Raw genomic sequence first — 16,328 nt, 5'->3', positions numbered from 1 at the left:
TGTGTTTGCCCATGTCAAGTCAACCCCAGATGGAATGTGGGGCTACGGTTGCCGCCCATGGTTAATGGGCGGTTAACAGTGCTGAGCTTGGGGTTTTTCCGGGGGTCTTTTTACGAAGCCTTGCGAGTCGCCATGGCTTCCGCAAAACGTTCGAAAAGGTAAAAACTGTCCTGCGGACCGGGGCTTGCCTCCGGGTGGTGCTGTACAGAATAGACAGGGCGCCCGGTCATGGCGATGCCACAGTTGGAGCCGTCAAAGAGCGAAATGTGGGTCTCTTCCACGCCTTCGGGCAGGGACTGCGCGTCTACTGCGAACCCGTGGTTCATCGAGGTGATCTCAACCTTGCCGGTGGAATGCTCTTTCACCGGGTGGTTCGCCCCATGGTGGCCGTGGTTCATCTTGACCGTCTTACCACCCAGCGCCAGCGCCAGCATCTGGTGTCCAAGGCAGATGCCAAAGACGGGCAGATCGGTGGTGTCGAGTATCGCCTTGATCATCGGCACGGCATAGGCGCCGGTGGCCGCCGGATCGCCAGGGCCATTGGACAGGAACACTCCGTCAGGATTATGGGCGAGCACCTCTTCGGCCGTGGCCGTCGCAGGCAGAACGGTCACATCGCAGCCCGCAGAGGCCAAGCAGCGCAGGATGTTGCGCTTGGCGCCATAGTCGACGGCGACAACTTTGTGCTGGGGGGCCTCCTGACGGGTATAGCCTTCGGGCCAGGCCCACCGCATTTCGTCCCAGCGATAGCTTTGGGCGCAGGTGACGTCCTGGGCCAGATCCAGACCTTCCAGACCGGACCAGCCACGGGCGGCTGCAACCAATGCTTCCACGTCGAAGTTGCCTTCCGGATCATGCGCCAGTGCCGCATGCGGAGCGCCCTGCTGGCGGATCGCGCGGGTCAGGCGCCGGGTGTCGATGCCGCCGATGGCGATGCGTCCGGTGCGGGTCAGCCAGGCTTTCAGCTCTTCGGTGGCGCGCCAGTTGGAGGCCAGCGTCGGATCCCATTTCACCACCATGCCAGCCGCAACCGGATCGCCGGTTTCGTCATCTTCGGGAGTGACGCCGGTGTTGCCGATATGCGGGAAGGTAAAGGTCACGATTTGCCCGGCATAAGACGGGTCGGTCATGATCTCCTGATAGCCGGTCATCGCGGTGTTGAAACACAGCTCGGCCACGGTTCGTCCTGTTGCGCCGAACCCGGTTCCGTAAAAGACGGTTCCATCAGCAAGCGCAAGGCACGCGGTTGGCTTGGACGGTGCGGTATCGGCCATGACACGACTCTCCATGAGGTGAAATTCAAGGGCTTGTAGGGGGTGGTTCAGAGCGGGTCAAGAGCGCTGCGCACAGGCGCGACAAAGCCTGCAGGCAAAGGGCGTCAGAGCGCGCGCTTGAAATGCGGCTTTCAATTGGATAAACGTCCGAATTCCGATGCCATGGGGATGGGTACAGAAAATGGATACGCGTACACGGGTCAATCAGGCCCTGAAGCAGGCCATGAAAGACAAGGCAGCCGAACGGCTGGCAACGCTTCGCCTGATCAATGCCGCGATCAAGGACAAGGAAATCGCCGCGCGCGGTGATGGTGAGGAAGGCAGTATCGGCGATGCTGAAATCCTCGGGATTCTGGGCAAGATGACCAAGCAGCGCAACGAAAGCGCCCGCGCCTATGAAGAGGGCGGTCGTCTGGACCTGGCTGAGCGGGAGCTGGCGGAAATTACCATCATCGAAGAATTCCTGCCCAAACAGCTGACCGAAGAAGAGATCCGCAGCGCGGTCAAGAGCGCGGTCAGCGACACTGGTGCGGCCTCGATCCGGGATATGGGCAAGGTCATGGGCGTTCTGAAGTCCAAATACACCGGGCAGGTCGATTTCGGCCTTGTCGGCCCGATGGTCAAGGACGAGCTGTGCTCTGAAGGCGGCTGCTGAGGCAGCTGCCGGAACGGGCATTCGCCGCGAAAAATTGAGTGCGTAAAAAGGCCCGCATCGCTGCGGGCTTTTTGCTTTTATGGTAGTTCGGCATCCAGAGCGCCGACCACGGCCCCGGCCTTGCGCAGGAAATCTTCGCGTACCTTTGCGGCAAAGGGATTGGCTTCTGCAATTGCGGCAAAGACGGCAGGGGGATCCCCCTGAACCATCTGCACCGCTTCGACCAGTCGGTCAAAGCTGGCAGTCGTCACTCGGGCGGGCAGGGGGCCCATGTCGGACAGGGTCCGGGCAATTAGGTGCGTCAGCCCCTGAACGGTGGCGGCCTCAATATCGTGCTGCTCGGCGGTGGTCAGAATCACCTGTAGGCCCAACACCGTTCTGAGAAAGGCCGCCAGGGGCAGGTGAGACCTGCCACGTATGTTGCAAAGGGCAATCTTGTGACCAGCGAGGCCAGCGCGGGCGCTTTGCGGGCCAAAAAGAGGGTGGGTGCCCACGAGGTCGACATGATCCGGTAGGCGGCTTTGCATGATTTGTACCGGCTCCAGCTTGACCGACCCGACATCCGCGACAATGGCGCCGGGCTGAAGGTATGGGCGGAGCTCACTGCAAACGCTCCCGATGGCATGAACCGGCACCGCGAGGATCACCAACGGGCAACCAGCGGTCGCGGCCAGATCGCCGACGCTCTGGTTCGGTCCTGAGATGGCGTCTGGTGGTAGGGCTGGATCGCAAATCACGAGCGGTACATGCGGCGACAGGTGGCGGGCGATCAGCTTACCGAATTGGCCAAAGCCGATCAGGCCAACCGTGTGGATATGAGGCATTGAAGTCATCGAAACGCTCCGGTGGGCCACGATACCGGAGGAGTGTCTGATGCTGCTGCTGACCGCCGGATCGCGGCGGGTGAACATCAAAACAGGTGTATGCGGCCGCCGTTATGGAAACAGCGGATAATAAACGGTGCTGAAAAGAGGCGTCGTTTTACACATGCAGGCTGAGTAGCCCGCGGACCGGGGAAAGTCAAAACCCGATTTCAGCAGGCTCAGCCCCGCAGTGCCGATTGCAGGTCGTCATAGAGCGCCTTGCGCTCATCCTCGGACAGGAAGGCACCGATCTCGACCTCCCGGCCACCGCCGCGCAGGGTCACGTAATTGGGCACTGGTCCATCGTGGGCGTGCAGTTGGACGGTGGTCCAATGGCGATTGCAATGCCAGCTTTGGTGTCCGCCGCGGGGGCCGGTGCGCTCCAGCCGGGCCTCTTCGGGGCCCAGCGTCAGGACCTCCAGGATCTGCCGGTCGCGTCGGCTGCGGTCCAGCGCCCATTTCATGCCGAAGAGGGTGATCAAAAGAAACGGTAAAAGCCCCCAAAGAACGAAGGATCCAAGTAGCGGCAGCAGGGGCACCGAAATCAGAACGGCAGTCAGGGCCAGAAACCGCACGTAGCCTTCTACGGGCAGGGATTGATGCGGCCACAGGTGCAACTCTCGAGGAGCATCGCCTTCTGCGGCGCTGTCGGCGTGGGTCCAGTTGTAGGGCATGAGACGAGCAGGATGTAGGGAGTGGATAGAGCTTTGAATTATGGTCCCGGCGCGAAGGTTTTCAAGGCGCGCTTTGTCGCAAAAGACAAGATTGAAGCTACGAAAAAAGGCCCCGGAGCAGATGCTCCGGGGCCTTTCGTTTTACTGTGCCATCCACCTTTTAGTGGGAGTGGGAACGATCCCAGTCTTCCTGCTTGGGCAGGATTTCAAAGGTGTGCTCGGGCGGCGGCGAAGGCAGCGTCCACTCAAGCGTATCGGCATATTCGTTCCAGTAGTTGTTCTGGGTGATACGTGCGCCGCGCAGCAGCGAGTAGATCACGACACCGAAGAAGAACACGAAGGATGCGAAGGACAGGAACGCGCCGTAGGACGAGATCTTGTTCCAGTAGGCGAAGCCTTCGGGATAGTCGATGTAACGACGCGGCATGCCCTGACGGCCCAGGAAGTGCTGGGGGAAGAAGGTCAGGTTTGCACCGATGAAGAACATCCAGAAGTGAATCTGAGCGCCGATTTCGGAGTACTGCTTGCCGGTCATCTTGCCGAAGTAGAAGTAGATGCCTGCGAAGATCGCGAAGACAGCACCCAGCGACATCACGTAGTGGAAGTGAGCAACCACATAGTAAGTGTCGTGATAGGCACGGTCCACGGCAGCCTGCGACAGAACCACACCGGTCACACCACCAACGGTGAACAGGAACAGGAAGCCGAAAGCGAACATCATGGGCGCTTTGAACTCGATGGAGCCGCCCCACATGGTTGCGATCCAGGAGAAGACCTTAACCCCGGTGGGAACCGCGATGACCATCGTTGCCAGCATGAAGTAGGCCTGCTGGTTCAGCGACATACCAACGGTATACATGTGGTGCGCCCAGACGACGAAGCCCAGAACACCGATCGCGATGATCGCCCAGACCATCGGCAAGTAACCGAAGACCGGCTTCTTCGAGAAGGTCGCGATTACGTGGGAAATGATACCAAAGCCCGGCAGGATCACGATGTACACTTCCGGGTGGCCGAAGAACCACAGGATGTGCTGGTACAGGATCGGGTCACCACCGCCTGCGGGATCAAAGAAGGTAAAGCCGAAGTTACGGTCCATCAGCAGCATGGTGATGGCGCCAGCCAGAACCGGCAGGGACAGCAGGATCAGCCAGGAGGTAACGAAGATCGACCAGGAGAACAGCGGCACCTTGAACAGGGTCATGCCGGGGGCACGCATGTTCAGGAAGGTGGTGATCATGTTGATCGCGCCGAGGATCGACGAGGCACCCGAAACGTGGACGGCGAAGATCGCCAGATCCATCGAGAAACCGCCTTCATTGACCGACAGCGGCGGGTAGAGAACCCAGCCCACGCCAGAACCCATCTGGTCGTTGCCGCCCGGTGCCAGCACCGAGGCAACCGCCAGCGAGGTACCAGCCACGTAGAGCCAGAAGCTGAGGTTGTTCATCCGCGGGAACGCCATGTCCGGCGCGCCGATCTGCAGCGGCATGAAGTAGTTGCCGAAACCGCCGAACAGTGCCGGGATGACCACGAAGAACATCATCAGGATGCCGTGCGCGGTGATCAGAACGTTCCAGAGGTGTCCGTTCGGGGTACATTCGCCCGGAACAGATGCCGCCATCGTGCTCAAGAAGCCGCTGATGAGACCTTTGTCCAGGTGCTCCATGCACATGTACTGAACGCCGGGGTCCATCAGCTCAAGCCGCATGAACACGGTGAACGCGACGGAAATGAAACCTGCAAGCGCCGAAACGATCAGGTAGAGAATGCCGATATCCTTATGGTTCGTGCTCATGAACCAGCGGGTGAAAAAACCGCGCTCGTCTTCGTGGCCGTGACCATGAATGGCTGCGTCTGCCATTTAAGGTGCCTCCTGTTGCAAAACTTAAGGCCACTGGGAGGGTTTCCGGGCGGCCTAGACTCGATGTTGGTTTTAGAGCGCCCTTAAAGGGCCTTCAATGGCGGAGTTTGATCTGGATCAAGAATAATTGTCGCGGGGGGTGGCTTTTCTGGGGGGCATTCCTATCGCGGATCGGCAATGTTAGACCTGCGCCAGCCCGGCGCGCAAAACCGGGAGACCGCTAAGGATGGAGAGACAGCCGATGCCCGCCTATGATTCTGACAATATCTTTGCAAAATTGCTGCGCGGGGAAATCCCCTCGGCGCGGGTTTATGAAGATGATCATACTCTCGCTTTCATGGATATCATGCCCCGGGCAGATGGGCACCTGCTGGTCATCCCGAAAACACCCTGCCGTAACGTTCTGGATGCCAGCCCCGAGCAACTGGCGGCCGTCATGCAGACCGTGCAGAAAATGGGCCACGCGGTGCTCAAGGCTTTTGACGCGGACGGTGTCACCATCCAGCAGTTCAACGAGGCCGCAGGTGGGCAAGAGGTGTTCCACCTGCATTTCCACGTGCTGCCGCGCAAGGAAGGCGACAAGCTGCGCCCGCCGGGCAAAATGGGCGACATGGAGCAGATCCAGGAGCACGCGGCCAAGATCCGGGATGCGGTCGCCGGTTGACCGGCTGATGCAATGCTGAACGACATCGCTGCCGCATCTTTTTGAAGGGCGGCGGCGAATATTAACTCGACCGAAAACTGGGCGTTGTTCCGGGGGGCGGACCGACCGGGTGCTGGTCAGGCGTTTTGCCTCTGCTTAAGATGGCCGTCCATGCCCGCCTCCTGCCTCTGGTTCTTCGGCCAGCCTTCTGGGGACGGGGACACAACACATTGGTGGGATTGGGCGGATCTCCATTGCATTGGTCTGCCGACGCGGCTTCCCTGACAGTCAATATAAGGTGGCAAAGCGGTCACTTCCTGTGACTGTGCCGACCTCACACTGATTTGGAATGTTTTGCTCGATCACGCCGGGGGCAGCAATCCTGGGTTCAGGCGGAGCAGGAAGCCCCGTTGGCGGCGGCCTCTGCCCCGAAGACCTCATCGAAGCTGCGGCGCAGGGCTACATCGACATCGGCCATGGTGACGGGCAGGCCCATATCCACCAGACTTGTGACGCCATGCTCCGTGATGCCGCAGGGCACGATTCCGGTGAAATGCTCCAGATCCGGTTCCACGTTGATCGAAATTCCGTGGAAACTCACCCATTTACGCAGGCGGATCCCGATCGCGGCGATCTTGTCTTCTGCGATTTCTCCGGCCGCGGTCCGCGGTTTGTCCGGGCGTTCGATCCAGACGCCGACACGGCCGCAGCGGATGTGTCCGGTCAGGTTGAACTCCGCCAGCGCGCGGATCACCCAGTCTTCCAACTGCTGCACAAAACGGCGCACATCATGGCCGCGTTTACCCACGTCCAGCATCACATAGACAACCCGCTGACCGGGGCCGTGATAGGTATATTGCCCGCCGCGTTTCGACGGGTAGACCGGAAACCGCTCTGGGTCGGTCAGGTCTTCCACCCGCGCCGAGGTTCCGGCAGTGTAAAGGGGCGGATGTTCGAGCAACCAGATGCATTCATCTGCCTCGCCTGCGGCGATGGCTGCGGCCCGCGCCTCCATGAAATCGGTCGCTTCCTGATAATCGACGGGGGTGTCGGATGTGATCCAGTCAACCATTGCAGGGCACCTCTGATGGAGTTTTAGGAAAATGGAAGTCCAATGCTGCAGGAAAAAATCTGCAGAAAATCAGCATTTTCAGGGTATCCTATTTGCAACGATTCTTTTTGTTGTTCAATAGAGGGCCTGTTTCATGTTCCGTACCCCGATCAAGACCGCGCTTGCGGCGACCCTGTTTCTATCTGCCCCTTCTGGCCCCGTTGCTGCTGATAATCTTGGGGCCGCTCTTCTGGGCGGCATTGTCGGCGGCGCCATCGTCAATGAGGTGAACCGCAACAAGAAACGCCGCACCGTCAGCCAAGGCTATTCGGCCACGCGGGCGCACAACCGTGAAACGCAGGCTTCTCTCAACTACTTCGGCTTCCCGGCGGGTACGCCGGATGGCGTCATGGGGCGTCGGTCCCGGACTGCGATCAGCCAGTACCAGGTCCATATGGGTTTTCCGGCAACCGGTCAGCTGACCGCCTATGAACGGGATTTTCTGGTCTCATCTTATAATCGTGCCCAGATCGGTGGCCCGCAGGTAATCAAGGCGATGCAAGGCCCCAACGGCGTGCGCGGCTTGCTGCACACCTGGCGGGATGAGGCCGCAGGCGTGCGCAGCGCCAGCACCGGCTATGCCGGGCTGCCGATCGAGGTCAGCGATGCTGTCGACGAAATCGCCGCCTCTGCCGAACCGAGCGCCGAACAACTGTTGCAGCGCTCCGGGTTCATGCAGCTGGCGGACATCAACGGCGACGGCAAGAACGATTATCTGATCGACACCTCCGTTTCGGGCAGCTCTTTCTGGTGCGGCGCCTCGCATTGTTCGGTCATGGTCTTTGCCTCGACCCCGCAGGGGTACCAGCGCAACGATTTCATGGCGCGCGGTGTCACGACGGCGAGCTTCTCCTGCCATCAGGGCGTGTGCCGCATGAATGATACGATGCAGGCCTCGGGCCAGGGGGCAGGGCAGGCGGTACCCGCAGCCCCGGCGCCTGCAACACCTCCGGCTGCGTCGCAGCAGGGCGGCACGGTGATGGCATCGGCCGGCGGTCAGGCGCTCGGAGCGATCCCGACCTTCAACGCGCCTTCGCAGGCGGCACAGACGGCCTCTTTGGCCAGTCATTGCAGCAAGGTCAGCCTGCTGACCAATTCGAATGGCGGCTATATGACCGTGTCGACGATGACGGACCCTGACCTCGCGCTGGGCGAGCAGTTCTGCATCGCGCGCTCCTATGCGATGAATTCCGGCGAAGCCATCGTGGCGACCCTGACGAATGTGACCTCGGCGCAGGTCGACAGCCAGTGCGATTCCTTTGCCCCGGCGATCCAGCCTTTCCTGGCGCGACTGGACTCTGACAACAGTCAGGCCGTCATGGCAGATGTGCAAAAGTTCGTGCTGCAATCCAACATGTCGATTGATCAGCTGGCCAACACGGCGGCCGTCTGCATGTTCTCGGGCTATCGCCGAGACAAGCTGGATATCGCGATGGGATCGGCGCTGATCATGGTCGCCATCGGCAAACGCCCCTACGCCGAGCTGATCGGCCACCACATGTCGCAGGGGTTCGGTGCAGCCAAATCCGTTCCTGCGGCGCAGGATTGGTACGCCGTTGCTGTCACGGCCCTGGAAAATGGCGCCGAAGCGGTCTTCTCGCCCGGCCAGCCGGAGCGCGCTGGTCTGATCAAGGCGGCGGCTGCGCAACTCGGTGGTTCCGGCCAACTGCAACCCGTACCTGCCTCAGGCGCCGCGGCGGCCTTGCCAACATTCTCGAACAACTGATCTCCGATCCCACTGCGGAAAGGGGCAGTCAACCGGGCGATTGCGTACCAGTTGAAGTCTCGTTTCAGCGGTCACAAATTTTCGAAGAGGCAAGATGTCAATTTCGGCATTTTGCCTCTTCACATCACCAGGCGGCTCGTCTATACGCCCCTACACCAAGCCTAGGCAGTGCGGTCGTGGCGGAATTGGTAGACGCGCAGCGTTGAGGTCGCTGTTCCTTAACCGGAGTGGAAGTTCGAGTCTTCTCGACCGCACCAAAACTTTCCCATAAGTAGCTGTATTTATTGACGCTGTTGATTGCGGCCTGTTGTCAGGCCCACAAATAGCCCCACAAGCGATTATGCGCTTTTCTCGCTGCCCTCGATCCAGGCGCACACCTCAGACACTTTCAGAAGTGACCGGCCCTGCGCTTTGTGAATCGTGATGAAACCTTTTTTCGCAGCCCGATAGATCGTGTCACGGGAAACCGAGAACACTTTCTTGGAATCGGACACCGGCACATAGATAGGTTGTTCGCTCATGGTGTGTTTCTCCGGGCTAGGTGGCCTCTGCCTTCGGGCAGAGCTGTTCGTAATATTCGAGTCCCTTCTTGGTGAGGCCGTATCCGGCCCCTGCGACCTGTCCGCCCTCATTGAATAGACCCCTGCTGAAATAGCAGAAGCCTCGGTCGGTCAGATCGCGTAGAAGGGCCCGCGCTATGTCTTTGGTGATCCAGTCATTCGTGAACCAAGAAAGGCCCCAGCAGGTCTCGAGCGGCCCAAAGCTGCCGCCGCTTTCCGCCATCTGCTGAATGACGTGCCGGTCAAGGAAGGCCTGAACGGCGGGATATGTGCGGTCCATTTTCTCAACCATATCGGTGCCTCCTGCGGCTTTAGGACTGTAGGTATCGGGCGAGCTTTTCGCGCTTTGCGGCCTTCGCGTTTTCCACGATCTGCCAGTCGATAACGTCGTTGAGCTCTTCGGCCGTTGCGAGCAGATCGCCAAGTTCCGAAGCAATGCGCTCAGCGTTGGAGAGCGGTTGCCCCGGCTGGACCTCCATCAATCCGAAGCGCAGCGCCTTGCTGACCCGCTGGCCGACCTCGCAGCATTCCTCTGCCAAAATGGTCAGTAGTTCGCGGTCAAGGCCCTCTGGCGGCGATTCTGGGCTCACAAATTTGTCGATCATTCTTTCCTCCGGCGGTTTCTGGTTTCAGAGTTCGGACAGTGCGAACGCGCACTGTCGGTGGACTTCGTATTCGGCATCTGCATCGCCGCGATCAGCAGCTTCATCCTCGATCCAGCCGCGCAGCGCTTTGATCCGCGCCCGCATTTCTTCGAGCTTTGCCTCGTAGTAGCGCTCCGAGGTATCGTGAATGTCAGCGTCGATGTATCTGTGGAAATCTCGGTCGCGCTCTTTGTCGCCTTCCCATCGGGCCACGGTTGCATGTTCGGACAAGACCGCAGAGACAACGCCTTGATCGTGTTCGTCGCGCTCTGCCATCCAGATTTCGCGCGGCCATTCCGGGCTGTCTGTGTCGCTCATAGGTGCCTCCGGGGATTTTAGGATTCGGCGGTTGCGCGCCGCTCTGCGCGGGCGCGTACTGCGGCCATGATATCTTTGATCGTTGTCCACGGGACGTTGATTGTGCGCGTCACTTCTTCCCCGTTTTCATCGAATTCGGGAAAGCCCATGCTGAACTCCCCCATGTACTCTGCTTTAGTGTCGCCGCTGGGGGTAAGGGCTTCGAGGTAGTGATCGGCTTTAGGGGTGGTCATAGGTTTCTCCTGGCGGGATTGCGCTTTTTGCGCCGGTTCATTGCGAGTTGATTCCGCAGCCGTTTGTGGTGCGGCCTTCGGCTCCTGAAACGGTTGCCAAACAGGATCATCTGGAGCGGCAAGAATGGGCGGCTTCGCACTGTATCCTCCTGGGCGGGGTTAGCTGGGTTGGGAATCGAGGAAGCGCACGACCGCGCCATGCAGCTGGTTCTCGTCTTCTGTTTCGCCAGATGTTGCATCCAGAAGAAGCCGCAGCGCATCGGCCAAGGCGATCAGTGTTTCCCCTGATCCGATACTGCCAAATGCGCTAACTGATCCGTCTCGCGCACATTCGACCATATCAGTCGCAGCCGATCCTGCCGCAGATGCTGACGCTAGCAGTGTTTTGATCTGTTCGCTCATGGTGCCTCCGGAGCGGTTTCTGTATTCAGTTACAGGGCACGAACGAAATAACGAGTTCGTTCGGCTCTTCGTCTGGCACCCCATCGGTGGTGCGCTGGATACCATCCCGACACGCGGCCACATCGACGGCCTTGATGTCGCTGTCGAAGGTGTAGACCGGCAGGTCGCCGTGCTTCTCCTGGGCCGCTCGCAAGCAGGCAATCAGTTTGGAAATTTTCATCGTCATATCGGCCTCCGGGGGTTAGGTGGACTACTGTTTGGTTTCGGTTGCTTCGAGCAAAGCGGCCTGTGCGATATCCATCACTTGATCGAGAGCAGCGTGCATTTCCTCGGGCGTACGCTCGATGATGTGGCCAGCCATTGCTGCGGCGGCCATCAGTGCAACAAAGGGTTCACGTGGATCGCCGCTGCATTTGTCGTTGGCGACCGTGGCTAGGTATTGGGCGGCGAATTTCAGGCCCATGTGTGACCTCCGGCGGTTTCTGGATTAGGCGGCCTGCGCCGCGTCTATGTTTTGGCTGCTAACGGTGAATGTGTATGCGACCACCCATGGGTTAGCTGTCCAGCCGAACCCGCGATCCTTGTTCAGGCTATCCCAGAGGGTGCGAAACGCTTCCTCCGGCGCCTCTCCATCCTCACCATTTTGGGAAACGAAGCCTGGGCAACCTTCGGCGACTGCATCCTCGCGGGAGATCCCCTGCAATCGCTCGACCTGGATGCCCGTTACGGTCAGCGTCAGTCGGGATGCCCAGCGAGGCATGTGAATCGACGGGCGCCAACGCAGACCGCCGGTGCTGCGGTCGAAGCAAGCCCGGTAGACTGCGGCGTCATAGTCGTTGGCTGGGTTGACGCGCTGATCCACACCGACACTCAGTCGGTAGGCGTGCTTGTTGGTCAGCGCATGTGTCTCGCGCACCCACAGGCGGTCACCAGGTACGACGTTGATCGGCAAAAGGTCGCGATTTCCCGGCAGACGCAGGAACTCCGGGCCAAAGGTTGCCAGCGCATCATGTGCTGCCTGCTTTGTGATCACGCGTCTCGTTTGGGTCTTACTGCCTGCCAGCAGTGCGCGGACCATATCGCCGCTGAACAAGATCGGCTTGTCTGTCATATCGGCCTCCATTGGTTTGTAAGAAAGCGCTGGGCGCTCTGAGGGGGTAAGAAAGCGGCGCTGGTTAAGCGGCTGCGGCCGCGTATTGGCTGGACGCCTGATCGCCCCATTGATGGGCTGCGGCGTTCATCATTCCGGGGAAAGAGCGGCTGCGCAGGCGTGCGCGCTCCGCGCTGGGCGGCATCCGGTGAATCCGGTTCCATTTCTTCCATTCATCAGAGCCGCGCTCCGGCTCTTTCAGGGGATCTGTCGGCGCCAATGGTGTCAGGCCGCGCAGATACCAGCCTGTCGCCTTGTACGCCGGTTCTCCGAACCAGAATGGCTGGACCATATGGGGCGCGGGCAGGTCGGTCGGCATCCGGTCCTTGGCCAGGTCATTCATTACCGGATTTTCAATCGCGACCCGCTCAATCGGGGCATTCCAGCACGCGGCAAAGACGCTGACACCTTCCTCAAACTCAGCCCGCATTTCGGCCCAGGTGCGCCCCTTGGGGAGCTGGCGCGGCATGGTCCATTTTCCAGGGCCGCTCATCCAGCGGCGCCCAGATCGACACAGGCGCGTGCAAGGCGGGTGCATGACTGCCAAAAGGTCCCAACCCTCATCAAGGATGCCATCGCGAATGTCGCAGCGGATATGGCGGTTTGAGCCATCCTCTGCCGCCTCGATATCGCAGGACCACACGTCATGCCCGCGGGCCTCAAAGGCGCGCCGCGCGATGCCGCTGGTTTCACAACCTATCAGGATCTTTGCCATGGGTGTCACCTTTGCAAATTCATTCCCTGGGGCGCGGCGGGTTTTCGTGAGTGGTGGGCTTTGCCGCGCCCAGGGGATGCGGGGCCTGCCCGCGGGTGTTCAAAAGGGGCCGGGAGCAGCGCCCCCGGCCAGTCGGTGCTTTGGCAGGTTTCGGGCCTCAGCATCGGGGAGTGTTTCAGGCAACGGCGCTTGGCCGTTGTAAGGGCAGTCAGGGCGCCCGTCGGTCGCGCGTCGGGTGTCGTCTGTCCGGTGGTAGAGCCGGGCAGTCTTGAGCCAGTCGGCCAAGGCGTCCGCCAGATCCGGGCCGCGCCCGATGATGCCCAGCAGCGATACGTGCCATTGCATCGCGTCATAATCGAAACGGTCGCTCGCATGGGGGCTGGCAGGGAAAACCCGGCCACCGAGCTGCTGCAACAGGATCGCTTGCCCGAACACATCGCGGCTCTGCATGTCCTGTGCGACCGAATAGAGCTTCTGACGGCTGGGGAGCGCCATCGTTAAGCCTCTACACCGGCAAGCTGCGGATCGGCGGCGCGGATCCAGTTCTCGATAGCCTGATCTTCACCCCAACCGGTCGCAGTGATGCCGTGCAACTGGATCTCGACAAGTGACCGAAGGGGGGCGAGGATCGGATAACTGCCGTTCCCCTCGATCACAGCGTTTGCCATCGTTTCGCGCCGCTCTGCTGCGGTGCGCCGCGCGAGGGCTTCGGCCAGTGTTTTCGCGTCATTTGCCATGATTTCGTCCCTTCTGAAATTTGTGCGCGGGCAGTGTAGGGATGGAGGATTGCACCGCCCGCGCTGATCCGCGCCCCTGCGCAAGGGCGCGAAACCTCGAGAAAAACGGCGCGTGCAATCCTCCGAAATCACGCGCCGCTATCCGGCTATCTGGGGGCGGGCGGCGCCCGTGGGTGCGTCCTGCTGTGCGGCACCGCCTCGACGGCGATACGGGGCAGGGCGATGCGGTCTGGTCGATCAGGCCACATGGCGGCGCTTGGGCTGGTAGCCCTTGGCGTCGATGATTTCGCGGGCCTTCTGCGCGACGCGATCAAGGGTCTGTTGCGTCGGCTCCGGCGACGGCGCGGGGCTGTCGATCAGGTGCGCTGCCCGAAGGCGGGAAGGGTTGAACCCCTGACCCCGTGCTGCCTTCATGGCAGCCCATGCCGACGTGAACAGGTGGATTTCGTCGAGGTAATCCTCAGGCGAACCGGCGATCTGCCGGGCGGTCTTGGTGATATCTTGCATTCAATCCTCCATCAGGTTGATGATTCATTGGTAGACTAAGCAAATTGCGTATGTCAATAAGAAAAGTACGCAAATTGCATATTTTCAATTTCTGCGATGTGTGAGTGTGTAGCCCTGTGCGGGCGTGAGCAGAGAGACACACGGTAGCGTGTGACGGGATGGGGACCGATATTTGCGCGTGGAGGGAGTGGAGATTATGAAGTACTCGGATACTTGAGCATGAATTACGAAGACCACAATACTTTGGCGTTACTCAAGCGCGCACGCAGGCAATCTGGCTTGCCGTTGGATTTTTGGGCTGACCTTACCGATGGGTTAGATCAAAGATCCTTGGAAATCCTCGTCGGCAAATCCTCGATCTTTCCAAAATACATAAACTCAAGCGGCAAGCCGTAACGCTTACGCAGTTTTTTGGCTGCCGTGAGGGAAAGCTCCCGCCTGGCGTTTTCAAAGGGACCGTATGTCTGTTCGGTAAGACCAGCCCGTTCGGCAAACTCTTTTTTTGACAGGCCGAGAACTTCACGGACGCGCTTAAGCCGTGCCGCAACAGCTTCGATATGGTCTTCTTGTTCTTCTAGCATGGGAACAATCTACCGGCTGAGGCAATTTGCGGCACTGAACAATTTGCGTATTTACATGATACGCAAAATGCGTAGTTTTGTGGGTGCCAGGCACACTGAGAAGCGACATGACACTTAAAGATTTTCTCGAAAAAGTTGATCGGCAGAGATTCCAGGAAGCAACGGGCTTTTCTGCGCAACTCGTCAGCCGTGCGAAAAAAGAGGGCGTTTTCCCTGCGCATTGGTTTTGGAAGGTTCGCAAGTTCTGCGCTGACAACGGGACCCAAGTCCCAGAACACCTCTTTCGAGGGCATCCCGAAGCCGTGAAGGAAGAGGTCCAATGAGCCGCCCGCGCCTGACCCTGATTGTGAACAATGATCTGCCATGCAGCGATGATGCGCGTGGCGCTGGGCAAAAGTCTTGGTCAAATAAGTTTGAGCCCTACGCGCTAAAGTCGTGCGCGCCTGACCTTTGGTCGACCTACTTCCGAGCCCGCTTCAACAGCCCGCGCGAGGTTGCGCTGTTCTGCGACGTCAGCTTTCAGACCGCGCTGAACTGGTGGGGGGCGGTGACCGCCCCCGCAAGCCATATTGCCTTGCTTGTCATGCTGACAGATCCCGGCGCGCCTGAGTTCTTCGGGCAGGCTGTCGAGGTGGCAGCGTGACCGCTGCGCTGACATATCCGCCGGGAATTGAGCATGGCCTACTCTGTCTGAGCTGGAAGCCAGCCGATCAGAGCCGTTGTCTCGCTCTGACCAAAAGAGGCGTTGCCAACATCGGAAAGGGCAATGTTGACCTCGCCCCGACGCGGGAGGTTGTAATCCGTCATGGATTTCAGCGGCTTTCCGTCCGCAAACACGTCAACCACGGTTACGTTGATATCTTGCCTCAGGTCGTTGGCGATGGTCGCGGACAGGATGATATCGGGTTTTTCACTCAGATAGCGGGTCAGCTCTTCGGGAATGGAATCGGCCAAGGCGATCATTTCCTCACGATTGAAGACAAATTCGACCCGAACAAATCCGTCGTCCCCGGATGTGGCCGCAATGTGCATCGGCTTCGCGACGGTCGCTTTCTCACCGCCGGTCTGTCCGACAAGGTCCACCGGCACGCGGAATTTGCCGTATTTGTCATAGCCGATATTGACGCAGCCGATGAAGTCGGCGCGCCCGAATGCCCGCTCAAGCGGTCCTTTGAGCTGAGTTTCCGCTTTTTGACAGCCGCTCTCGCTGCCCGCCTCAAACGCAAGGGTCAGCGGAGTTTCAAGCGCCTCTTTGGTTTCAAGAACAGCGTAGACGTCGGAAGTGTAGATTTCTGCGTGGGTCTCGACGTTGCAGGCGGAAACAGCCGCCAAAGTTCCAAGCAAAATTGGAGCTTTCAAAGTGTTTGACGCGAAATTCATGTGCGTATGGCCTTCTATCAATGCGGTTTTGTCCGCCCCTGACGTAACTGCTGCAAGGGCGTTCGGCAGCTTTGCCGAGGTCGAAACTACCGTTTCACGCGCTGCGATCAACCACGCATTGAATGTCCGCTGTGTATCGCAGCGGCTAAACAGATTTCATCACGCGATTGTGTCCCGGGAACTGGTGTAACTTTGTTCTTCGGCCTTAGCTCGGCCGCAATTACAGGGCGGCGATTTCCGCCGGGTCCATGGGAGCAGTGTCGCAAATCGCGGCGACGGTTTCCAGTGTCA

Annotated in this window: 25 protein-coding genes and 1 tRNA gene; 6 read left to right on the top strand and 20 right to left on the bottom strand. The window is 59.6% G+C overall.

The annotated features are described in order from the left end of the window. Positions 1-110: 110 nt before the first annotated feature. On the bottom strand, positions 111-1,274 hold the full coding sequence (carA, locus tag AAFO90_RS17385) for a glutamine-hydrolyzing carbamoyl-phosphate synthase small subunit (protein WP_347510174.1): 1,164 nt from the start codon (positions 1,272-1,274) through the stop codon (positions 111-113). A gap of 181 nt (positions 1,275-1,455) precedes the next feature. Here carA and AAFO90_RS17380 point away from each other — a divergent pair, with 181 nt between their 5' ends. After that, positions 1,456-1,929, top strand: a complete 474-nt coding sequence (locus AAFO90_RS17380) for a GatB/YqeY domain-containing protein (RefSeq protein ID WP_065271200.1) — start codon at positions 1,456-1,458, stop codon at positions 1,927-1,929. Between the two features lie 77 nt (positions 1,930-2,006). Here the strand turns inward: AAFO90_RS17380 and AAFO90_RS17375 are convergent, their stop codons facing one another. The 3 genes from AAFO90_RS17375 to AAFO90_RS17365 form a co-directional block, all read right to left on the bottom strand. Further along, positions 2,007-2,762, bottom strand: a complete 756-nt coding sequence (locus AAFO90_RS17375; RefSeq protein ID WP_347510173.1) for a prephenate dehydrogenase — start codon at positions 2,760-2,762, stop codon at positions 2,007-2,009. A 209-nt stretch (positions 2,763-2,971) separates the two neighbouring features. Further along, positions 2,972-3,466 carry a DUF2244 domain-containing protein gene (locus tag AAFO90_RS17370; RefSeq protein WP_347510172.1) on the bottom strand — a complete coding sequence of 165 codons (495 nt, stop codon included), beginning with the start codon at positions 3,464-3,466 and terminating at the stop codon, positions 2,972-2,974. A 160-nt stretch (positions 3,467-3,626) separates the two neighbouring features. Next, the gene (locus AAFO90_RS17365; RefSeq protein ID WP_065271198.1) at positions 3,627-5,330 is read right to left on the bottom strand and encodes a cytochrome c oxidase subunit 1; all 1,704 of its coding nucleotides are present in this window, start codon (positions 5,328-5,330) and stop codon (positions 3,627-3,629) included. 241 nt (positions 5,331-5,571) lie between these two features. Between AAFO90_RS17365 and AAFO90_RS17360 the strand changes: the two genes are divergently transcribed. Next, on the top strand, positions 5,572-5,994 hold the full coding sequence (locus AAFO90_RS17360) for an HIT family protein (RefSeq protein ID WP_274832745.1): 423 nt from the start codon (positions 5,572-5,574) through the stop codon (positions 5,992-5,994). Between the two features lie 367 nt (positions 5,995-6,361). On the opposite strand, the gene lipB is transcribed toward AAFO90_RS17360, so the two are convergent. Then, positions 6,362-7,045 (bottom strand): lipoyl(octanoyl) transferase LipB, encoded by a 684-nt coding sequence (lipB, locus tag AAFO90_RS17355; RefSeq protein ID WP_347510171.1) that lies wholly within the window; start codon positions 7,043-7,045, stop codon positions 6,362-6,364. 133 nt (positions 7,046-7,178) lie between these two features. Here lipB and AAFO90_RS17350 point away from each other — a divergent pair, with 133 nt between their 5' ends. Both AAFO90_RS17350 and AAFO90_RS17345 read left to right on the top strand, forming a co-directional pair. Beyond that, entirely contained in the window at positions 7,179-8,810 is a 1,632-nt protein-coding gene (locus tag AAFO90_RS17350; RefSeq protein ID WP_347510170.1) for a peptidoglycan-binding domain-containing protein, read from the top strand. Positions 8,811-8,980: 170 nt separating this feature from the next. Further along, positions 8,981-9,067: transfer RNA gene (locus AAFO90_RS17345), tRNA-Leu, on the top strand. 81 nt (positions 9,068-9,148) lie between these two features. Here AAFO90_RS17345 and AAFO90_RS17340 read toward each other — a convergent pair. The 14 genes from AAFO90_RS17340 to AAFO90_RS17275 all read right to left on the bottom strand — a co-directional run bounded on the left by AAFO90_RS17340 (position 9,149) and on the right by AAFO90_RS17275 (position 14,657). Beyond that, positions 9,149-9,331 (bottom strand): hypothetical protein, encoded by a 183-nt coding sequence (locus AAFO90_RS17340; RefSeq protein ID WP_274829649.1) that lies wholly within the window; start codon positions 9,329-9,331, stop codon positions 9,149-9,151. A 16-nt stretch (positions 9,332-9,347) separates the two neighbouring features. After that, a complete protein-coding gene (locus AAFO90_RS17335; RefSeq protein WP_347510169.1) occupies positions 9,348-9,662 on the bottom strand; it encodes a hypothetical protein in 315 nt (104 codons plus the stop codon). Positions 9,663-9,681: 19 nt separating this feature from the next. Continuing rightward, a complete protein-coding gene (locus AAFO90_RS17330; RefSeq protein WP_347510168.1) occupies positions 9,682-9,975 on the bottom strand; it encodes a hypothetical protein in 294 nt (97 codons plus the stop codon). A gap of 24 nt (positions 9,976-9,999) precedes the next feature. Continuing rightward, a complete protein-coding gene (locus AAFO90_RS17325; protein WP_347510167.1) occupies positions 10,000-10,332 on the bottom strand; it encodes a hypothetical protein in 333 nt (110 codons plus the stop codon). Between the two features lie 17 nt (positions 10,333-10,349). After that, on the bottom strand, positions 10,350-10,565 hold the full coding sequence (locus tag AAFO90_RS17320; protein ID WP_347510166.1) for a hypothetical protein: 216 nt from the start codon (positions 10,563-10,565) through the stop codon (positions 10,350-10,352). Positions 10,566-10,724: 159 nt separating this feature from the next. Next, entirely contained in the window at positions 10,725-10,967 is a 243-nt protein-coding gene (locus AAFO90_RS17315) for a hypothetical protein (protein ID WP_347510165.1), read from the bottom strand. 25 nt (positions 10,968-10,992) lie between these two features. Then, a complete protein-coding gene (locus tag AAFO90_RS17310) occupies positions 10,993-11,193 on the bottom strand; it encodes a hypothetical protein (protein WP_347510164.1) in 201 nt (66 codons plus the stop codon). A 24-nt stretch (positions 11,194-11,217) separates the two neighbouring features. Next, a complete protein-coding gene (locus AAFO90_RS17305; protein ID WP_347510163.1) occupies positions 11,218-11,430 on the bottom strand; it encodes a hypothetical protein in 213 nt (70 codons plus the stop codon). A gap of 24 nt (positions 11,431-11,454) precedes the next feature. After that, entirely contained in the window at positions 11,455-12,078 is a 624-nt protein-coding gene (locus AAFO90_RS17300) for a hypothetical protein (protein ID WP_347510162.1), read from the bottom strand. A 64-nt stretch (positions 12,079-12,142) separates the two neighbouring features. Then, positions 12,143-12,832: a hypothetical protein gene (locus AAFO90_RS17295; RefSeq protein ID WP_347510161.1), complete on the bottom strand. Its 690-nt coding sequence runs from the start codon at positions 12,830-12,832 to the stop codon at positions 12,143-12,145. A gap of 99 nt (positions 12,833-12,931) precedes the next feature. Then, a complete protein-coding gene (locus AAFO90_RS17290) occupies positions 12,932-13,327 on the bottom strand; it encodes a hypothetical protein (RefSeq protein WP_347510160.1) in 396 nt (131 codons plus the stop codon). A gap of 2 nt (positions 13,328-13,329) precedes the next feature. Beyond that, a complete protein-coding gene (locus AAFO90_RS17285; RefSeq protein WP_347510159.1) occupies positions 13,330-13,569 on the bottom strand; it encodes a hypothetical protein in 240 nt (79 codons plus the stop codon). Between the two features lie 237 nt (positions 13,570-13,806). After that, entirely contained in the window at positions 13,807-14,076 is a 270-nt protein-coding gene (locus AAFO90_RS17280) for a hypothetical protein (protein ID WP_347510158.1), read from the bottom strand. 320 nt (positions 14,077-14,396) lie between these two features. Next, positions 14,397-14,657: a helix-turn-helix transcriptional regulator gene (locus AAFO90_RS17275; protein WP_274829641.1), complete on the bottom strand. Its 261-nt coding sequence runs from the start codon at positions 14,655-14,657 to the stop codon at positions 14,397-14,399. Between the two features lie 107 nt (positions 14,658-14,764). On the opposite strand from AAFO90_RS17275, the gene AAFO90_RS17270 reads away from it, so the two are divergent. Continuing rightward, positions 14,765-14,980, top strand: coding sequence for a hypothetical protein (locus tag AAFO90_RS17270; RefSeq protein WP_347510157.1), 216 nt, complete (start codon positions 14,765-14,767; stop codon positions 14,978-14,980). Next, on the top strand, positions 14,977-15,300 hold the full coding sequence (locus tag AAFO90_RS17265) for a hypothetical protein (RefSeq protein WP_347510156.1): 324 nt from the start codon (positions 14,977-14,979) through the stop codon (positions 15,298-15,300). The genes AAFO90_RS17270 and AAFO90_RS17265 overlap by 4 nt, the downstream gene beginning before the upstream one ends. A gap of 38 nt (positions 15,301-15,338) precedes the next feature. Here AAFO90_RS17265 and AAFO90_RS17260 read toward each other — a convergent pair whose 3' ends face one another. Then, complete coding sequence (locus tag AAFO90_RS17260) at positions 15,339-16,037, bottom strand: hypothetical protein (RefSeq protein ID WP_347510155.1); 699 nt, start codon at positions 16,035-16,037, stop codon at positions 15,339-15,341. Between the last annotated feature and the right edge of the window lie 291 nt (positions 16,038-16,328).

The sequence above is a fragment of the Phaeobacter sp. CAU 1743 genome (assembly GCF_039839315.1).
Lineage (GTDB): Bacteria > Pseudomonadota > Alphaproteobacteria > Rhodobacterales > Rhodobacteraceae > Phycobacter > Phycobacter gallaeciensis_A.
The sequence above is the reverse complement of the archived record's forward strand: the minus strand, read 5'-3'. Positions and strand labels throughout refer to the sequence as shown.